Annotated in this window: 17 protein-coding genes; 11 read left to right on the plus strand and 6 right to left on the minus strand. The window is 65.0% G+C overall.

The window, feature by feature from the left end; translation table 11 throughout:
• Both ABS769_RS20505 and ABS769_RS20510 read right to left on the minus strand, forming a co-directional pair.
• A partial coding sequence (locus ABS769_RS20505; RefSeq protein WP_233368074.1) for a transposase occupies positions 1-157 on the minus strand: 157 nt, incomplete at its 3' end.
• Between the two features lie 42 nt (positions 158-199).
• Positions 200-685, minus strand: a complete 486-nt coding sequence (locus ABS769_RS20510) for a DUF456 domain-containing protein (protein WP_317063067.1) — start codon at positions 683-685, stop codon at positions 200-202.
• A gap of 227 nt (positions 686-912) precedes the next feature.
• On the opposite strand from ABS769_RS20510, the gene ABS769_RS20515 reads away from it, so the two are divergent.
• Entirely contained in the window at positions 913-1,128 is a 216-nt protein-coding gene (locus ABS769_RS20515; RefSeq protein WP_003483561.1) for a cold-shock protein, read from the plus strand.
• Positions 1,129-1,216: 88 nt separating this feature from the next.
• Here ABS769_RS20515 and ABS769_RS20520 read toward each other — a convergent pair whose 3' ends face one another.
• Positions 1,217-1,696 (minus strand): glycine zipper 2TM domain-containing protein, encoded by a 480-nt coding sequence (locus ABS769_RS20520; RefSeq protein ID WP_006451916.1) that lies wholly within the window; start codon positions 1,694-1,696, stop codon positions 1,217-1,219.
• 166 nt (positions 1,697-1,862) lie between these two features.
• Positions 1,863-2,291, minus strand: coding sequence for a hypothetical protein (locus ABS769_RS20525; RefSeq protein WP_317063066.1), 429 nt, complete (start codon positions 2,289-2,291; stop codon positions 1,863-1,865).
• 74 nt (positions 2,292-2,365) lie between these two features.
• Between ABS769_RS20525 and ABS769_RS20530 the strand changes: the two genes are divergently transcribed.
• A complete protein-coding gene (locus ABS769_RS20530) occupies positions 2,366-3,202 on the plus strand; it encodes a tRNA threonylcarbamoyladenosine dehydratase (RefSeq protein WP_317063065.1) in 837 nt (278 codons plus the stop codon).
• Positions 3,203-3,238: 36 nt separating this feature from the next.
• Here the strand turns inward: ABS769_RS20530 and ABS769_RS20535 are convergent, their stop codons facing one another.
• Together ABS769_RS20535 and ABS769_RS20540 are read right to left on the minus strand one after the other, a co-directional pair.
• Positions 3,239-4,021, minus strand: coding sequence for a TatD family hydrolase (locus ABS769_RS20535; RefSeq protein ID WP_317063064.1), 783 nt, complete (start codon positions 4,019-4,021; stop codon positions 3,239-3,241).
• On the minus strand, positions 4,021-4,236 hold the full coding sequence (locus tag ABS769_RS20540; RefSeq protein ID WP_317063063.1) for a DUF6116 family protein: 216 nt from the start codon (positions 4,234-4,236) through the stop codon (positions 4,021-4,023). Before ABS769_RS20540 ends, ABS769_RS20535 begins: the two co-directional genes overlap by 1 nt.
• 145 nt (positions 4,237-4,381) lie before the next feature.
• On the opposite strand from ABS769_RS20540, the gene ABS769_RS20545 reads away from it, so the two are divergent.
• The 9 genes from ABS769_RS20545 to ABS769_RS20585 all read left to right on the plus strand — a co-directional run bounded on the left by ABS769_RS20545 (position 4,382) and on the right by ABS769_RS20585 (position 17,512).
• Positions 4,382-5,173, plus strand: a complete 792-nt coding sequence (locus ABS769_RS20545; RefSeq protein WP_176340533.1) for a glycine zipper 2TM domain-containing protein — start codon at positions 4,382-4,384, stop codon at positions 5,171-5,173.
• Positions 5,174-5,345: 172 nt separating this feature from the next.
• Positions 5,346-6,521 (plus strand): acyl-CoA dehydrogenase family protein, encoded by a 1,176-nt coding sequence (locus ABS769_RS20550; RefSeq protein ID WP_317063062.1) that lies wholly within the window; start codon positions 5,346-5,348, stop codon positions 6,519-6,521.
• Between the two features lie 58 nt (positions 6,522-6,579).
• Entirely contained in the window at positions 6,580-9,147 is a 2,568-nt protein-coding gene (locus tag ABS769_RS20555) for a DUF3857 domain-containing transglutaminase family protein (protein WP_317063068.1), read from the plus strand.
• Between the two features lie 266 nt (positions 9,148-9,413).
• Positions 9,414-10,058 carry a glutathione S-transferase family protein gene (locus ABS769_RS20560; protein ID WP_317063061.1) on the plus strand — a complete coding sequence of 215 codons (645 nt, stop codon included), beginning with the start codon at positions 9,414-9,416 and terminating at the stop codon, positions 10,056-10,058.
• Between the two features lie 40 nt (positions 10,059-10,098).
• Positions 10,099-12,039, plus strand: a complete 1,941-nt coding sequence (asnB, locus tag ABS769_RS20565) for an asparagine synthase (glutamine-hydrolyzing) (protein WP_317063060.1) — start codon at positions 10,099-10,101, stop codon at positions 12,037-12,039.
• 259 nt (positions 12,040-12,298) lie between these two features.
• Positions 12,299-12,853 (plus strand): NADPH-dependent FMN reductase, encoded by a 555-nt coding sequence (locus tag ABS769_RS20570; RefSeq protein WP_317063059.1) that lies wholly within the window; start codon positions 12,299-12,301, stop codon positions 12,851-12,853.
• Positions 12,854-13,072: 219 nt separating this feature from the next.
• The gene (locus ABS769_RS20575) at positions 13,073-14,503 is read left to right on the plus strand and encodes a replicative DNA helicase (RefSeq protein ID WP_006451927.1); all 1,431 of its coding nucleotides are present in this window, start codon (positions 13,073-13,075) and stop codon (positions 14,501-14,503) included.
• Positions 14,504-15,233: 730 nt separating this feature from the next.
• Positions 15,234-16,652 (plus strand): cryptochrome/photolyase family protein, encoded by a 1,419-nt coding sequence (locus tag ABS769_RS20580; RefSeq protein ID WP_317063058.1) that lies wholly within the window; start codon positions 15,234-15,236, stop codon positions 16,650-16,652.
• A gap of 134 nt (positions 16,653-16,786) precedes the next feature.
• On the plus strand, positions 16,787-17,512 hold the full coding sequence (locus ABS769_RS20585; protein WP_023903499.1) for an OmpA family protein: 726 nt from the start codon (positions 16,787-16,789) through the stop codon (positions 17,510-17,512).
• Positions 17,513-17,736: the final 224 nt, after the last annotated feature.

The following is a 17,736-nucleotide window of genomic DNA, read 5'->3' on the forward strand; positions in this document are numbered from 1 at the left end:
AGTTGCCAAAGCGCTTGGGTAGGCCGCGCCATTTGCAGCCATGCTCGGCAACGTAAAGGATGGCGTTGACCACTTGCAGGTTGGTCATGCTGACATTGCCGCGCTGCGCCGGCAGGCAGTGTTCGATTAGAGAAAATTGTGCTGGCGTGATCTCCATGCACGATAGTTTAATCGCTCGGGCCATTAGTGTTAACAGGCCCTAGAAAAACCAGGCGATCGCAAACACGCCCAGCATGCACAGACCCAGCGCCAGCTTGCTCGCGGTACCGAGCATGATGCCGATCCAGGTACCAACGCCCACCTTGGTGGCCTGGTCGGACTTGCGGGTTTGCCAGTATTCGCCGATCCACGCGCCGGCAAACGGGCCGACGAACAAACCGATCGGCATAAAGAAGATGCCAATGATCGAACCGATCACCGATCCCCATAACGCCATCTTGCTGGCGCCGACGCGCTTTGCGCCGTACACGGTGGCCAAAAAGTCGATCGCGAACGACAGCGCGGTGATCAGGCCCAGGATCACCAGCGCGACCCAGCCGACGTGGACGAAGCCATCGGCCCAGGCGGCCACCAGCAACCCCACGAACACCAATGGCAGGCCCGGTAGCGCCGGCAGGATGACCCCGGCCAGGCCGATCAGCACCAGCACGCCGGCCAGGATGTAATAAACGACGGTGGTGTCCATATGGTTTAGAAATATCCTGTTTCAGGCTTGACAAAGATGCGCAAGGGGTTCTTGAAAATTCGTTTTGTGCGGGTTAAGTTGCCAGCGCTGCTGTTTGCAACTGTCACCGTGAATCGTGGCCTGATGCGGCAGATCGTCCGATCCGCTACATCCTTGTACCTCGGCTCCTCCTTGCAATCACAGCGACCACCGCCAGTCCACCACAGTGTCGTAGGGAGTCAGTCGAGATGTCCAACATCGAACGCGAGAATGGTGTCGTGAAGTGGTTCAACGATGCCAAGGGTTTTGGATTCATCAGTCGCGAAAACGGCGAGGACGTGTTCGTCCATTTCCGCGCGATCCAGATCCAGGGTTTCAAGAGTCTCAAGGAAGGTCAGAAGGTCAGCTTCACCGTCGTGCAAGGGCAGAAAGGGCTGCAGGCGGACGCGGTACAGGTGGTCTGAGTGCAGCGCAGCACTTCGAGCCACCACGCAAACAGCAGAAAGGCCCGTTGCCGGGCCTTTCTGTCATGTCACTCAGCGGGTAAGTCGATCAGCGCAGCACGACCTTGCCGTTGACCACGCGCACATAGGCGTTTTCGCGCACGCCGGCCAGGTCGCGCTGGTTCACCACGATGACGCGACCATCGTCCATGCGCACCTGCACATCGAAGCTGTCGCTGGTGACGTTGTTCTGGATCGCGTTGCCTGCCAGCGCGCCGGCGGCGGCACCGGCTACGGCCGAGACGTTCTTGTTGCCCTTGCTGCCGCCTGTCTCCTTGGAGATCTGACGGCCGGCCACCGCGCCGACGATGCCGCCGAGCACTGCGCCGGTGCCGGTGGGCGCGCTGCGGGTGGGGCCGACTTCATCGATGCGGGTGACGATGCCGCAATCCACGCAGCGCGCCTGCTGCGACTGCCCCTGGTCGTAACCGCGGTCGCCGCGATAGCTGCCGTACTGAGGTTGAGAGGTGGCGCAGCCAACCAGGGTCGCGGTTGCAGCCAGGCCAATGACGAGCAGTCGGGTCTTCATGAAATCTCTCCGGGGTGGTTCGAAAAGCGGTCAGGGCCGCAACGACGTCATCCTGTGGTGGTCCAGGTGAACGGTCTGCCAACTGGATCGCTCCAGGCTTAACGAAACCCGAGCGTCCTGTTCACCACCGCCGCCGTGCGCATCGATGCAGCGGCGCGATGGCGGGTCAGCGGAAGTCGCGATGACAGGCCTCGCAGGCGTCATTGATCTGTGGCCTGACTGCGGCAAGCGCGGCGCAATCGGCTGGAGGCGTGCGCCGTGCCTGGTCAAGGACAGTGCGCAGGGCGCTGGCATGCTCTCCGAAGCGGCGGTCTTCGCCGATGTCCGGAAAGGCCGGCTGCAGTTCGTCGGCAAGCAGGCGCAACGATTGCAGTCGCGCTCGCTGCCGTGCGGGGTTGCAGCCGCTACCGGCATCTGGTTGCAGGGCGCGCAGCTGGTAAGCCATCACCTGCATCAGGCTGTCCGGCACCGGGTTGCGTCTGGCCTGCAGCACGCGCGCCACCATCACCGTGCACACCAGCCCGATCAGGATGCCCAGCACCAGCAGGAAGGCGTAGCGGGACGCGCGCGATTGTTCGGTGGGCGGGGCGGGCATGGACGGAACTCCGGTGGACGCGGGCTTCAATACGTCGATGGGCGCGCGCTGAGCGGCGCGCGTAAAATAGGCCGATGAAAGCACAATGGCGTGAACGTTTTGCCGGTATCGACCGGCTGTACGGAGTCGGCACGGTGGAGCGGCTGTCGGCCTGCCGTGTGGCGGTGGTGGGGATGGGTGGCGTTGGTTCGTGGGTGGTGGAGGCGCTGGCGCGTACCGGCGTCGGGCACATCCGCCTGATCGATGCCGACGACCTGTGCGTGTCCAACACCAACCGGCAGCTGCCGGCGCTGGCCGGGCAGTACGGACGCAACAAGGCGCGCGCGATGGCCGAGCGCTGTGTGGCGATCAATCCAGAGATCGCCGCCGATGCGGTGGAGTCGTTTCTCACCGCCGGCAATATCGAAAGCCTGCTCGGCGATGACTTCGATCTGGTGATCGATGCCTGCGACAGCTTCCGGGTGAAAGTGGAAACCATCGCCTGGTGCCGCCGGCGCAAGCTGCCCTTGCTCACGGTAGGCGCCGCTGGTGGGCGCACCGACCCCACGCTGGTGCGGGTGCGCGATGTCTCGCGCACCGAGCACGATGCGATGCTGGCGCTGATCCGCAAGAAGCTGCGCAGCGAGTTCAATTTCCCGAAGAATCCGCAGCGTTACTTCGGCGTGCCGGCGGTGTACTCGCTGGAGAACGTCAAGTATCCGCAGGCCGATGGCAGCGTGTGCGGCATTCGCCCGCAACTGGATGCCGATGCCACGCTCAAGCTGGATTGCGGGGCAGGGCTGGGCGCCGCCACGCATATCACCGGCACCTTCGCGTTTGTGGCAGTGGGCAAAGCGTTGGAGATGTTGCTCAAGCCAAAGGTGGTTGCCGCCGCTGCGTCGCCGACCGCCGAGGTGGCTGCAAGTGCGTAACGTTTGTACATGGCGCGCTTCGGCAGCGCGCCGGCATCAGCCGGGCAAAGCCAGGTCAGGCAATCCGAACAGCTGCCGCGCGTTGGCGCTGGTCTGCGCGGCAATGCGCTCTTCCGGCTCGCCGCGTAGCTGCGCAATGCAGGCCAGCACCGTGCGCAGGTATGCCGGCTCGTTGCGTTGGCCGCGGATGGCGGCGTCGGGCTGATCCGGCGCATCGGTTTCCAGCAGCAGATAGTCCAGCGGCATCGTTGCGGCCAGGCCGCGCAGGCGGTTGGCGCGCGGGTAGGTCACCGGGCCGCCCAGGCCGATCATGAAATCCAGCTTCCACAATTGCTGCGCCTGTTCGGGGCTGCCGGCAAAGCTGTGCACCACGCCGCGCAGGCCGCCGACCGACTTGATGCGGGAGATGACTTCTTCGGTGGCGCGGCGCGCATGCACGATCAGCGGCAGGTCGAAGCGCTTGGCCAACTGCAATTGGCCTTCGAAGTAATCGCGCTGCAGTTGCGCATCCAGTCCCTCAAGATAGAAATCCAGCCCGCACTCGCCGATGGCGCAGGGGCGCTCGCGCTCGATCCACTCGGCCAGCAGCTCCAGATGTTCGGGATGATGTTGATCCAGAAAGATCGGGTGTAGCCCATAGGCGGGGTATAGCCCCGGTGCCTGGGTGCAGACGGTACGCAGGTCCGGCCAACTGGCGGCGGTGACCGCCGGGATCACCTGCTGCCCGACGCCGGCGGCCTGCGCGCGTGCGATCACGGCGGCGCGATCGTGGTCGAACTCGCCGGCATCCAGGTGGCAGTGGCTATCGACCAGCTGCATCAATCGCGGCGGACTGGCGCGGGCAGTGGCGCCTTGCGCGTTTTCCAGTTGGCCAGCAGCAGCGTGGTCAGGCCGAACAACAGTTCGTCCAGGAACGGGATCGGGTCCGGGATCACCAGGTCCACCAGAAACAGCGCGGCCGCCAGCTTGAACAAGGTGGGGTAGCGCAGCTTGCTGGCCCACTCCAGGGCGCGCGAGGTGACGGGATTGCGCATGCGAATGCTCCGGCTGTTAGAAGTGCATGAAATAACCGCTAGCTGAACTTAACGACGGCATTCATGAGCGAGGGCGTTTTCGTTCAGGGTTCACGTGCTGGAATCACGCCGTCAACAACGCGGCGTGTCCGCACGGAGCTGGATCATGAAGAGCAATACGACAACTATACTGGTCGCTGCTGGTGCGTTGCTGGTCGGAGGCGTGGCCACGGCCGCCTTCATGAACAATCGCCCGTCGTCCGGCGATTTCGTCGCCAACGGCGAGCCGGCACCGCGTGGTCTGGAATACGCCGACGTGGTCAAGGTCGCACCGATCACCGAGCGCGAGCCGCAGTACGCGCAGGTCGTCAACAGCGCCGCCATCCGCGAAACCACCACCAGCTCCTCGCCGCGCGAAGTCTGCCGCGACGTGGTGGTGCAGGAACGCCTGCCCGAGCGTGATGGCAATGTCGGCGGCACCGTCGCCGGCGCGGTGATCGGCGGCCTGCTGGGTAACCAGGTCGGCGGCGGCAATGGCCGCAAGCTGGCCACGGTGGCCGGTGCAGTCGGTGGCGGCATGGTCGGCAATCGTGTGGACCGCAACCATGTCGGCGGCCGCGTGGTGGACCGCACCGAGCGCCAGTGCCATACCGAAAACGCCAACTCGCAGTCCTCGCGTGTGGTCGGTTATGACGTGACCTACCGCAACGCCGATGGCACCACCGGCACCATGCGCATGGACAGCAAGCCGGGCGAGCGCATCTCGCTGGGCGATGCCGACAACGTGGTGGCCTACGACGTGACCTACCGCTACGACGGTTTCGAAAAGACCGTGCGCATGAACGACAAGCCGGCCAGCGATCGTCTGCCGGTGGTCGACGGTCAGCTGGTGACCCAGACCGCTTCGACGGCCGGTGACAAGGGCGTTCGTGTGGAGACGGGCAGCACGCGGCAGTAAATCGCTGGCAGTCATCCGCCCAGGATCGCTGCGATAGCAACAAAAGAGCCGGCATTGCCGGCTCTTTTCGTTTTCAGGTACTGCCTGCGACCAGCGGATGCAAGCGGGTGCGCTGAACACGTCGGCGCAATGTTCGGCCGGCAACTGGCAGATAATCGCTGCTTCTCCTGTGGTGGAAGCCAGCATGCCGGTGCGCCCTGATGATCTGTTCGATGTACGCGCGCTGCTGACCGATGAGGAGCGTGCGGTGCAGGACGCGGTGGCCCGCTTCACCGACACACGGGTGTTGCCGGCGATCGGCGATGCCTTCGATGCGGGGCGCTTCCCCAGCGAATGGGTGCCGGAACTGGCAGAGCTGGGATTGCTGGGCGCCAGCCTGCCGGTGCGTGATGGTGGCGCAGGTCTGGGTGCGGTGGCCTACGGGCTGATCTGCCAGGAACTGGAGCGCGGCGACAGCGGCCTGCGCAGTTTCGTCAGCGTGCAATCGTCGCTGTGCATGTATCCCATCCATGCCTACGGCAGCGACGCGCAGCGCCAACGCTGGTTGCCGGAGATGGCGGCGGGCCGTTTGATCGGCTGCTTCGGATTGAGCGAAGCGCAGGGCGGCTCGGATCCGGCGGCGATGACCACCCGTGCGGTACGCGAGGGCGATGGCTGGCGCTTGAACGGGTCCAAGATGTGGATCACCAACGGCAGCATCGCTGGTCTTGCGATCATCTGGGCGCATACCGACGATGGCGTGTGCGGGTTTCTGGTCGAGACCGGCAGCGCCGGTTTCAGTGCGCAGGACATCGCCCACAAGATGAGCCTGCGCGCGTCGGTGACCTCGGGTTTGTTCCTGGACAATGTCTACGTGCCGGAGCAGATGCGGTTGCCGAATGCGGCCGGTTTGAAGGCGCCGTTGGGCTGCCTCAACCAGGCGCGCTACGGCATCGCCTGGGGCGCGATCGGTGCGGCGGTGGCCTGTCTGCGCGAGGCGCTGGCTTATAGCGGGCAGCGCATTCTGTTCGGCCGGCCGCTGGCGGCCACGCAAAGCGCGCAGATCAAACTGGCCGACATGGCCCGGCGGATTTCCACCGCGCAATTGCTGGCGCTGCAGCTGGGGCGCCTGAAAGAAGCCGGTACGCTGCGGCCGGAACAGATCTCGCTGGCAAAATGGAATAATTGCCGCATGGCGCTGGACGTGGCACGCGAGTGCCGCGATCTGCTGGGCGCGGCCGGCATCACCACCGAGCATGTGGCGATCCGGCATGCGCTGAACCTGGAATCGGTGATCACCTACGAGGGCACCGAGACCGTGCATCAGTTGGTGGTGGGGCGTGCGCTGACCGGACTCAATGCGTTCTGACAAGGAGTGGATGTTGATCAGCAAGGATGTGACGCGGCGCCTGCGAGGCGTGTTCTGGATGCTGTGTGTGATCGCTGCAATCGCGATGGTCGCGCCGGTGCAGGCCAACGAGGCGCCGAACATGGCGCCGCCGCCGGCCTGGGTGGTGGCCGATGCAGTGCCCGACAAGGTGCCTGGCGCCAACGGCATGCGTTATGAGCTGGTGTCCGATCAGATCGATCTCACCGGCGCCGCGCCGCAGGCGTATCGCCGCCTCAGCTACAGCGTGCAGCGCGCCAAAAGCCTGGACGAAGCCGGGCAGATTTCCATCGATTACCAGCCGCAATACCAGCGCCTGGAACTCAATAGCCTGGATGTCTGGCGCGACGGCAAGCGCATCGACATGCGCAGCCGCGCGCACTACGCCAGGTTGCGTCGCGAGAGCGGGCTGGAACAAGGATTGATCGATGGCGCGCTGACGCTGTCGATCACCTTGCCGGACCTGCGCGTCGGCGACCGGGTCGACTATGCCGTGACCACCACCGGTAGCAATCCGGTGTTCGGCAAGGGCTATTACGACGTGTTCGAGGCGCGCTATGGCGTGGCGCTGGGCGAGCGCCGCGTGCGTGTGCGGTATCCCGCCGCCATGCCGTTGCAGTGGCGGGTGAGCGCGCCGGGCTTCAGCCGCAACGTCAGCCGCGCCGGTGAGGTGGCCACGCTGGAGATCGCCGCACGCAACATCGCCGCCGTGCAGGAAGAAAAAGACGCGCCGGACGATGTCGATGCCTATGGCTTGATCGAACTCTCCACCGCCGGCAATTGGGAAGCGGTGGCGGCATGGGCGGCGCAGCTGTATCCGCGTGCGTTCAAGGATGCGCAGGTTGCCGCCAGCATGGTGCGCAGTCTGCAACTGCGCAGCGACGACCCGCAGGGTGCGTTGTTGCGTGCCGTGGCGTTCGTGCAGGGCGAGATCCGCTACGTCGGCCTGGACATGGGCGAGAACTCGCACGCGCCACACGCACCGGAAGTGACGCTGCGCAATCGCTATGGCGACTGCAAGGACAAGGCGACGCTGTTGATCGCGCTGCTGCAACTGGCCGGCATTCGCGCCGAACCGGTGCTGGTCAACAGCGACCAGGGCCATGGCCTGGATGCACGGCTGCCCAGCCCCTACGCGTTCGATCATGTGGTGGTGCGCGCGCATCTGCCGCAGGGCGAGGTCTGGGTGGATGCCACGCGCGATCGCGAAGACGGCGCGCTGGCTCAGCGCCGGCCATTGCCGTTCGTGCGCGGGTTGCCGGTGCTGGCCGGGCAGAGCGGATTGGTCGCAGTGCCATCGCCGATGCCGACGCTGCCGCAGATCGAAGTGAACGAGGAGGTGGTGATCTCACTGCGCAAACCGCAGCGCGTGGCGAGCTTTACCGTGGACACGCGTTATCGCCAAGGCCGCGGCGATCGCGTGTCTGCCAGCTTCGAAGACCATGGCGCAGAAACGGTGGGTGAGCACTATCTGGAGTTCATGCAGAAGTACTACACCGCGCTGACCCAGGTCGGCGTGCCCAGCATCGACGATACCGATGCGCTCGATGTACGCACGCACGAAACCTACCGCCTGGAGTGGCCGGCAGAGGAGGGCGACGAGATCGGCTTCCCGCTGTTTCAGCTCGGCGAGTGGATGGATGCCTTGCCGAAACAGGCGCGCAAGCGGCCATTGGCACTGGGCGGGCCGCAGCTGGCGCGGCAGACCGTACGGGTGCAGACCGATCCGGTGATACGGGTGAAACCGGAAGAACAGATCGTCGCCAACCCGTGGTTCCGGTTCTCGCGCACGGTCTCCATGCACGATGGGCGCATCGTCATCGTGGGCGAGTGGCAGCGGTTCACCGACCGCATTCCCGCCGATGGCGTGGCGCGCGCAGCAGCCGACATGGAGCGTGCGCGCGACCTGCTGTACTTCAATCACGATTTCAAGCCGCAGCGGCGCAGGCCTGAGGCCGACTGGAGTGCGCTGCGCTATCCGGTGGCAGGGCTGCTGGTGTTGATCGTGTTGCTGCTGGCGTGCCTGGTGTGGTGGCGCAGCGGTGGCCTGGGCGGGATGATGTTCGATCCGTACGCCACCGCGCAGCGCATGCCCCAGCAGGCCGGTTTGCGCTGGAGCGCCTGGAGCGTGTTTGCGCTGGCCACGCTGTTGTCGGCCTGGATGGGGCTGCATGCCTTGCCGTGGTGGGCCAAGGCGCTGGGTGTCGTGGCGGTGGTGGCGATCGCCGTGCTGAGCTGCGTGTTGCTCAGGCAGGTGCTGCGCTGGATGGGGTGCGTGGCGCAGGTCGGGCGGTTGTTGCCGGCCGTGCTGGGCTGCGCCTTGCCGTGGCTGGTCTGCCTGCTGGCGGCGTTGGTTGCACTCGCCGGCAATGTGGCGTTGCTGCACACCGGCGCAAGCGATCCGGCCGGCGTGGCGCAGCTGGCGATGTGCGCGCTGTTGCTGATGCTGGGCGTGCTGTGGTGGTCGGTGTGCGCGGTGCAGGCGGTGGCGGCTGCGGCGGGCTGCGGGCGTGCACGCGCATTCGGCGCAGTGGCATTGACGCTGTCGGCGCTGGGCGTGCTGATTGCGGTGCTGGGTGTGCCGGTAGCCTTGGTGGCGATGTACTGACACGTTGCGCTTGCATCCCATCGTGTCGGCGGCGGTGTGCCGAGCCGTCTGCGGCTTCGGCATGCGGCAATCGGATGCCCTGGTCACACTGCGGACGTGTCGGCATGGTCTGCGTTGCGTACTCGTCAGCGCTGGCGCGCCCGCCAGTAGATGCATCGGTCCAGGTAACCGTTGTGCGGCTGTGTCGCGCAATCCGGCAGGGCTTTGCAAAGGCACGCCGGGCTGTGACACTGCCAGCCCCTCGTTGCTGCCGCGGAGCCAGTTTGATGTCGACCGTGCGTCCCCCGTTGACCGTCCATGGCATGTCCAGTTCCGGCAATTGCTACAAGGTGCGCCTGTTGCTGGAGCAACTGGGCAGCCGCTATCACTGGGTCGAGGTGGACAGCGCCGCGGGCGACACCCGCACGCCGGAGTATCTGGCCAAAAATCCCAACGGCAAGGTGCCGATGGTGGAGCGCGACGACGGCCGCGTGCTGACCGAATCCAACGCGATCCTGTTCTGGCTGGCCGAAGGCACCCCGTATCTGCCCACCGATGCGTGGCAGCGTGCGCAGGCGTTGAGCTGGATGTTCTTCGAGCAGTACAGCCATGAGCCATATGTGGCGGTGGCGCGTTTCATCAGCCTGTGGACGCCGCGCGATGCGTCGCGCCGGGCCGAACTGCCGCAACTGCGCGCACGTGGCGAGCAGGCGCTGGCGGTGATGGAACAGCATCTGCAGCAGCACGCCTGGTTTACCGGTGGCGAGTACGGCATCGCCGATATCGCGCTGTTCGCCTATACCCATTGCGCCGAAGACGGCGGCTTCGACCTGGAACGCTGGCCGGCGATCGGCGCCTGGCTGCGGCGCGTGCAGGCCTTGCCCGGTTTCATCGCGATGCCGGCGCCTGCATCCGCCTCGGTGCCGGCATGAGCGGCGCGCGCACGATGCGCAACCTGCAGGAGCACTGACGATGTGCGGATTGGCAGGACTGCTGCTGGCGTCGCCGCGCCTGCATGGCGAACAACTCGACGCGCTGGTGCGGCCGATGGGCGCGGCCTTGCGCCATCGCGGCCCCGACGATGCCGGCACCTGGTGCGATGCACAGGCGGGCGTGGCGCTGGCGCATCAGCGGCTGAGCATTCTGGATCTGTCGCCGCTCGGCCATCAGCCGATGCGCTCGGCCGACGGCCGTTACGTGCTGGCCTACAACGGCGAGATCTACAACTTCGCGCAGCTGCGTGCGGCCTTGTCGGCGCTCGGGCATCGTTTCCGTGGCCACTCCGATACCGAAGTGCTGTTGGCCGCGGTGGTGGAGTGGGGCCTGGACGACACCCTGACCCGCTGCAACGGCATGTTCGCACTAGCCCTGTGGGACGAACGCGACACCTGCCTGTCGCTGGCGCGCGACCGCGTCGGCAAGAAGCCGCTGTACTACGGCTGGGCCGGCGACACGCTGGTGTTCGGGTCCGAACTCAAGGCGCTGTGGCAGCACCCGGATTTCGACAACGGCGTGGATCGCGATGCGCTGACCTTGCTGCTGCGGCTGGGTTACATCCCGGCGCCGGCCTGCATCCATGAGCGCACCTTCAAGCTGATGCCCGGCCGGGTGCTGCGGCTGGATGCGCAGGCGGTGGCGGCCGGCGCGGCAGCGCATCGCCCCGATCAGGCGCAGCAGCCGTTCTGGAACGCGCGCGAGGCGATGCAGCGCGCGCTGGCGGCGCCGTTCACCGGCAGCGATGCACAGGCCGAAGAACAACTCGATGCGGTGCTGCGCGATGCGGTGGCGCTGCGCATGGTGGCGGATGTACCGGTGGGCGTGTTCCTGTCCGGCGGCACCGATTCGTCGATCGTCACCGCGATGATGCAGGCGCAAAGCGCCCAGCCGGTGCACACCTTCAGCATCGGCTTCGAAGGCTCGCATCACGACGAGGCGCCGTTGGCGCGCGAGGTGGCCACGCATCTGCACACCGACCATACCGAGCTCTACGTCAGCGGTGCCGACGCGCTGGCGGTGGTGCCGACCCTGCCCGACATGTTCGACGAACCGTTCGCCGATGCCTCGCAGGTGCCCACCGCGCTGGTCGCACGGCTGGCGCGTGGCGGGGTGACGGTGGCGCTGTCCGGTGACGGCGGCGACGAATTGTTCTTCGGCTATGGCCGCTACCAGCGTGCGCTGCGCAATTGGCGCATGCATGGGCTGGTACCGGGCCCGCTGCGAAAGCTGATGGCGTTGGCGGCGCGCCGCAATGGCGAATCCTCGCGCACCGGTGGTCTGGCCGCGCTGGTAGCCGAAGCCGGCGCACGCGGCATCGGGGATATTTATCGCAATCGCATTTCGCGCTGGCGCGACCCGGCCGCGGTGGTGCTGGGCGCGACCGAACCCGACAGTTTCTACAGCCTGGCCGACCCGTTGCATGGCTCCGGCACACCGGCCGACGCGATGATGCTGGCCGACTTCGCCGCCTATCTGCCCGACGACCTGTTGTGCAAGGTGGACCGCACCACCATGGCGGTGGGTCTGGAAGCGCGCGCACCGTTGCTGGACTGGCGCGTGGCCGAATTCGCCTGGTCGCTGCCGCTGTCGCTGAAGTACCGCGACGGGGTCAGCAAATACCTGCTCAAGCGCGTGCTGTGCCGCTATCTGCCCGACCCGATGGTCTATCGCGGCAAGCGCGGCTTCGGCGCGCCGGTCAGCGCGTGGCTGCGCGGCGATCTGAACGGCTGGGCCGACGATCTGCTGGCGCACGGCACGTTGGAGCGCGAAGGCGTGTTTGCTGCCGACACCGTGGCCGGGCTGTGGCGCGACTTCAACCGCGGCGAGCGCAAATGGCATACGCATCTGTGGACGGTGCTGATGTTCCAGGCCTGGCAGGCGCACTGGCGCGCGCAGCGGGCGGCGATGACGCGCTGATCTTGGTCAACGTGTTGATCTTGCGCGCGGCGACCAACCGTTGCGCGGTGTGCGAGACCGCGCTGCCGTTGCCGAGTTGTTTCTGACGCTTGAAGCTGCCGCTCGGACATCAGGCCGGGTGGGGCGTTAACACCTTGCAGATTGAGACACCGCCGTGTGCGTGCAGCTGCGGTTGATCGGCCCGGTGCCGGGCGGCACTTCACCGGCTCTGAGCATCGCGCTGGGTAGGGTGGGGCCCTGTTTCCACGGAGCGTCCCCCATGAGCAAGATCACCATCGCCGTCCTGGTCGGCAGCCTGCGCGCAGCGTCCTACAACCGCCAGTTGGCGCGCGCACTGGAGCATCTGGCCGGCGACAAGGCGGTGTTCGAGTATCTGGAGATCGGCGATATCCCGCTATACAACCAGGACAACGATGCGGATTTCCCGGCTCAGGGCACCCGTTTCAAGCAGCAGCTGCGTGCCGCCGACGCGGTGTTGTTCGTGACCCCCGAATACAACCGTTCGATCCCCGGCGTGCTCAAGAATGCCATCGACACTGGCTCGCGGCCGTATGGCGATAGCGCGTTTTCCGGCAAGCCGGCGGCGGTGGTCGGCATCTCGGTCGGAGCGATCGGTACGGCGACCGCGCAGCAGCATCTGCGTAATGTGTTGTCGTATCTGAACATGCATGTGCTCGGCCAGCCTGAAGTGTTCCTGCAGTACAAGGAAGGCTTGTTCGGTGCCGACGATCAGATTGCCAATGCCGACAGCCGCGCGTTTCTGCAGGGCTTTATCGACACGTTCCTGGGCTTGATCGAGCAGCTCAAGCGCTGAGTCGCAGGTGATGTGGTCCGCTTGACGCACTGCGCCGGGCGGCCCGCTCACGCGGCCAAAACGCAGGCGGGGCAGGGGTCGCGGCTGCTGCGACAGCTGGCGAGTAGAACGTGATGCACCGGCTGTGCACCGGTTATCCACAGAGTTGTGCATGGTCGTCGACGCCGTCGATGACTATGCTTCCTGCCCTCATCCCCCTAGCGTCAGGTCTGTTTGTCCATGTCCGCTCGTCCTGGTTTCCGTTCCAAACGCAATCGCGATCGCGACGACGACGATTACGATCGTCCCGAGCCGCGGCTGGACCAGCTGCGCGTGCCGCCGCATTCGGTCGAGGCCGAGCAGGCTGTGCTTGGCGGGTTGATGCTGGCGCCGGAGGCGTTCGATCGGGTTAACGACCAGCTCACCGACAACGATTTCTACCGCCGCGACCACCGGCTGATCTACCGCGCGATTCGCGAATTGAACGAGAAAGACCGCCCGTTCGATGCGGTGACGCTGGGCGAATGGTTCGAATCGCAAGGCAAGCTGGAGCAGGTGGCCGATGGCGCCTATCTGATCGAGCTGGCCAGCACCACGCCGTCGGCGGCCAACATCGCCGCCTATGCTGAAATCGTGCGCGACAAGGCGGTGCTGCGGCAGCTGATCGAAGTCGGCACCACCATCGTCAACGATGGCTTCCAGCCGGAAGGCCGCGAAAGCGTGGAGCTGCTGGCATCTGCGGAAAAAGCGGTGTTCAAGATCGCCGAAGCTGGCGCGCGCGGGCGTACCGACTTCGTGGCGATGCCGGGCGCGTTGAAGGACGCCTTCGAAGAGCTGCGTAACCGTTTCGAAAACGGCGGCAACATCACCGGCCTGCCGACCGGCTACACCGATTTCGATGCGATGACCGCCGGCCTGCAGCCGACCGATCTGATCATCCTGGCCGCACGTCCGGCGATGGGCAAGACCACGCTGGCGCTGAACATTGCCGAATACGCCGCGATCAAGTCCAAGAAAGGCGTTGCGGTGTTTTCGATGGAGATGTCGGCCTCGCAGCTGGCGATGCGCTTGATCTCGTCCAATGGCCGCATCAACGCGCAGCGCCTGCGTACCGGTGCGCTGGAAGACGAGGATTGGGCGCGCGTGACCGGTGCGATCAAGATGTTGAAGGAAACCAAGATCTTCATCGACGACACGCCGGGCGTGTCGCCGGAAGTGCTGCGCTCCAAGTGCCGCCGGCTCAAGCGCGAGCATGATCTGGGCCTGATCGTCATCGACTATTTGCAGCTGATGTCGGTGCCGGGCAACAGCGAAAACCGCGCGACCGAAATTTCGGAGATTTCGCGTGGTCTGAAGGGACTGGCCAAGGAACTCAACGTGCCGGTAATTGCGCTGTCGCAGCTCAATCGCTCGCTGGAAACGCGCACCGACAAGCGCCCGGTGATGGCCGACTTGCGCGAATCCGGCGCAATCGAGCAGGACGCCGACATGATCGTGTTCATCTACCGCGACGATTACTACAACAAGGAAAACTCGCCGGACAAGGGCCTGGCCGAGATCATCATCGGCAAGCACCGCGGTGGTCCTACCGGCTCGTGCAAGCTCAAATTCTTCGGCGAATACACCCGTTTCGACAATCTGGCGCACGATTCGGTGGGCAGTTTCGAGTAAGCGGGTCTGCGTTTAGTGTCGCTGACAGAACCGACCACGTTCACTGTAAGGCGGGTGCGGCCGGCTTTGTGGTTCCCGTCAGTCCACGACAATGTTGGCAGGCGCGATGGCCTCACCGCTTGCGGGACCGTGTGGCGGCATGGATGCCGCTACCGAGCCCCCAGGGACGGGTTCACGGCGTGTCCCGCGAGCGGTGAGGCCATCGCGCCCTCGACCGACTCAGCTTTTGACCTTATCCACACGACACGATGACTTGATAACTCGGTTGTCTTGAGTGGTTAGACGGCGCGGATGGATCCGGCGTGGAGCGGTTGATCTGTGGCTTGGCTGCAGGGCCCTTGCCCGCCCACCATCGCGGGACACGCTGCAAGTACGTCCATGTAAGCTCTTCTGCGGCATCCATGCCGCATAAGGTCCCGCGACGGTGGGCGGGCAAGGACCAGTCGAGATGGTCGGTGTGCATGGTTGCGAGCAGTGGATGCTGCGCGGCCGGTTGATGCGGTGCGGTCTGATCGGCGCCTTTCGATCCGATCGATGTCGCTGCCATTCCCGACATCACTTCACTCGTCAACGAAGGCGAGCGTGGCCAACACTTTACCGCCATCGCTAGAGCGTTCGAGAGGGTTTGTTGGCTGCTCTCAGCCAGGCGAGGAGTGTTCGCCCCTGCATCGCGCCATCGTTGCACCTGCTGGCTTATGCTGCGCAGCCTTATCGTCGCTGCCGAGTTCGTATGTCCTACGCCATCGTCTGGTTCCGTCGCGATCTGCGCCTTCAGGACAACCCGGCCTTGCGCGCTGCGCTGGACGCCGGGCATGCCCCGATTCCGCTGTATATCGATGCGCCGCACGAAGAAGGCGAGTGGACGCCCGGTGCCGCGTCGCGCAGTTGGCGGCATCGCTCGCTCGCTGCCTTGGACGCTGCATTGCGCACGCTCGGTAGTGGCTTAGTGATTCGCGCGGGCGACAGCGCCCAGGTGCTGGATGAGGTGATCGCCCAGACCGGTGCGGTGGCGGTGTATTGGAACCGCAAGTACGAACCGGCCACCCAACCGCGCGATGCGCAGATCAAGCGCAGCTTGCGCGAGCGCGGCATCGAGGTGCAGAGCTGCAATGCCGCGCTGTTGATGGAGCCGTGGCAGTTGTCGACCCAGCAAGGCGGCCCGTACAAGGTCTTCACTCCGTACTGGCGCAACGCACTCACGCAACTGCAGTTGCCCGCTGCAGTTGCTGCGCCACGCAGCCTGCCGCCGCTGCCTGCGACGTTGAAAAGCGCTGCGCTGGAGATGCTGGAGTTGGTGCCGAAACTGGACTGGGATCAAGGCTTCTGGGAGCACTGGCAACCTGGTGAGGCTGGTGCGCACGAGATGCTGGAAATTTTCATCGACGGCGCGCTTTCCGGCTATCGCGAAAACCGCGATCGGCCCGATCGGGTCGGCACCTCGCAGCTGTCGCCGCATCTGCATTTTGGCGAGATCGCGCCATGGCGGATCGCCAGCACGCTGGAAGCCAGCCGCAATGCGCGCAACAGCGCAGAGATCGATGGTTACATCCGCCAGTTGGGCTGGCGCGATTTTGCCTATCACCTGCTGCATCACTTTCCCGACACCACCAACCAGAATCTCAATCCGCGCTTCGAAGGCTTCGATTGGGCCAAGGTCGACCCGGTCGCGTTGCAGGCCTGGCAGCGCGGCCGCACCGGTATTCCGATCGTCGATGCCGGCATGCGTCAGCTCTGGCACACCGGCTGGATGCACAACCGTGTGCGCATGATCGTGGCGAGTCTGTTGTGCAAGCACTTGCGTATCCACTGGATCGAAGGGGCGCGCTGGTTCTGGGACACGCTGGTGGATGCGGACCTGGCCAACAACACCTTGGGCTGGCAATGGGTCGCCGGTACCGGTGCCGATGCGGCGCCGTATTTCCGCGTGTTCAATCCGGTGACGCAGGCGGAGAAATTCGATCCGCAGGCGGCTTACATCACCCGCTGGGTGCCGGAGCTCGGCAAGCTTGCGGTGAAGGAGCGTTTCGCGCCGTGGTTGTCTCCATTATCGTTGGCGCGATTCGCACCGGAGTACCCGCGCACGCCAATTATCGGATTGGCTGAAGGTCGCGATGCGGCATTGGCGGCGTATGCGAAGACGCGGGGATAACCGGAACCGTTTTCCTGAATGCAGTACCTGTCGCAGGCAATCTGTGGCCGCTTTCATCATGTGTCAGTCGCGTTGGTCTGTTTATCCTCGCCGACACGATTGAGTGCCGGATGGTCCGGCCACAGGAGAACACCATGTCCCCAGCAGCTACCAAGAGTCTGGCCGTTGCTCTGGCCAGCGCCATTGCGCTGTCCGCTTGCGCCACCGGCGGCTCGTATGTGCAGCGCGACCAGTACGGCGACCAAACCCAACAGCAGAACCGCACCGGCCGCAATGCGCTGATCGGCACCGCCATTGGTGTCGCTGCAGGGTTGCTCACCGGCGACAGCGCCACCGAGCGCCGTCAGCACGCGATGGTCGGCGCCGGTATCGGCGCGTTGAGCGGCGCGGCCGTGGGGCAGTACCAGGATCGTCAGGAGCGCGCACTGCGTGAGCGTACCGCCAACACCGGTATCGAAGTGCAGCGCCAGGGCGACAACATCACCTTGAACCTGCCCGACGGCATCACCTTCGACTTCGGCAAGTCGGCGTTGAAGCCGCAGTTCTACACCGCGCTCAATGGCGTGGCGTCCACGTTGCGCGAGTACAACCAGACCATGGTGGAAGTGGTCGGCCATACCGACAGCGTCGGCAGCGATGCAGTGAACCAGCGTCTGTCCGAAGAGCGTGCCGGCGCAGTTGCGCAATATCTGACCGCGCAAGGCGTGCAGCGCGAGCGCATGGAAACGATGGGTGCCGGCAAGCGTTACCCGATTGCCGACAACAACACCGATGCCGGTCGCGCACAGAACCGTCGCGTGGAAATCCGTTTGATTCCGCTGCGCTCTGAGGGCACTGGTAACAACACGGGTATGCGTTGAGTTTGACGCAGTGGATCGTGGCGAGTCGATTGACGAAACCGTGATGTCAAAAAAAACAGGTCGCGAAAGCGGCCTGTTTTTTTGCGCTACGGATTTTGTTGGTTAAGTGCGGCTGATCTGAGACTTGGCTGCAGGGCCCTTGCCCGCCCACCGTCGCGGGACACGCCGCAAGTACGTCCATGTAGGCTCTTACGCGGCATCCATGCCGCGTAAGGTCCCGCGAC

This window comes from Xanthomonas hortorum (assembly GCF_040279205.1).
In the GTDB taxonomy this organism is placed as follows: Bacteria; Pseudomonadota; Gammaproteobacteria; order Xanthomonadales; family Xanthomonadaceae; genus Xanthomonas; species Xanthomonas hortorum_F.

Coding starts and splice junctions, on each gene's coding strand:
- ABS769_RS20510 (WP_317063067.1), bottom strand. CDS start 685: ATGGACACCACCGTCGTTTATTACATCCTGGCCGGCGTGCTGGTGCTG.
- ABS769_RS20515 (WP_003483561.1), top strand. CDS start 913: ATGTCCAACATCGAACGCGAGAATGGTGTCGTGAAGTGGTTCAACGAT.
- ABS769_RS20520 (WP_006451916.1), bottom strand. CDS start 1,696: ATGAAGACCCGACTGCTCGTCATTGGCCTGGCTGCAACCGCGACCCTG.
- ABS769_RS20525 (WP_317063066.1), bottom strand. CDS start 2,291: ATGCCCGCCCCGCCCACCGAACAATCGCGCGCGTCCCGCTACGCCTTC.
- ABS769_RS20530 (WP_317063065.1), top strand. CDS start 2,366: ATGAAAGCACAATGGCGTGAACGTTTTGCCGGTATCGACCGGCTGTAC.
- ABS769_RS20535 (WP_317063064.1), bottom strand. CDS start 4,021: ATGCAGCTGGTCGATAGCCACTGCCACCTGGATGCCGGCGAGTTCGAC.
- ABS769_RS20540 (WP_317063063.1), bottom strand. CDS start 4,236: ATGCGCAATCCCGTCACCTCGCGCGCCCTGGAGTGGGCCAGCAAGCTG.
- ABS769_RS20545 (WP_176340533.1), top strand. CDS start 4,382: ATGAAGAGCAATACGACAACTATACTGGTCGCTGCTGGTGCGTTGCTG.
- ABS769_RS20555 (WP_317063068.1), top strand. CDS start 6,580: ATGCTGTGTGTGATCGCTGCAATCGCGATGGTCGCGCCGGTGCAGGCC.
- ABS769_RS20560 (WP_317063061.1), top strand. CDS start 9,414: ATGTCGACCGTGCGTCCCCCGTTGACCGTCCATGGCATGTCCAGTTCC.
- asnB (WP_317063060.1), top strand. CDS start 10,099: ATGTGCGGATTGGCAGGACTGCTGCTGGCGTCGCCGCGCCTGCATGGC.
- ABS769_RS20570 (WP_317063059.1), top strand. CDS start 12,299: ATGAGCAAGATCACCATCGCCGTCCTGGTCGGCAGCCTGCGCGCAGCG.
- ABS769_RS20575 (WP_006451927.1), top strand. CDS start 13,073: ATGTCCGCTCGTCCTGGTTTCCGTTCCAAACGCAATCGCGATCGCGAC.
- ABS769_RS20580 (WP_317063058.1), top strand. CDS start 15,234: ATGTCCTACGCCATCGTCTGGTTCCGTCGCGATCTGCGCCTTCAGGAC.
- ABS769_RS20585 (WP_023903499.1), top strand. CDS start 16,787: ATGTCCCCAGCAGCTACCAAGAGTCTGGCCGTTGCTCTGGCCAGCGCC.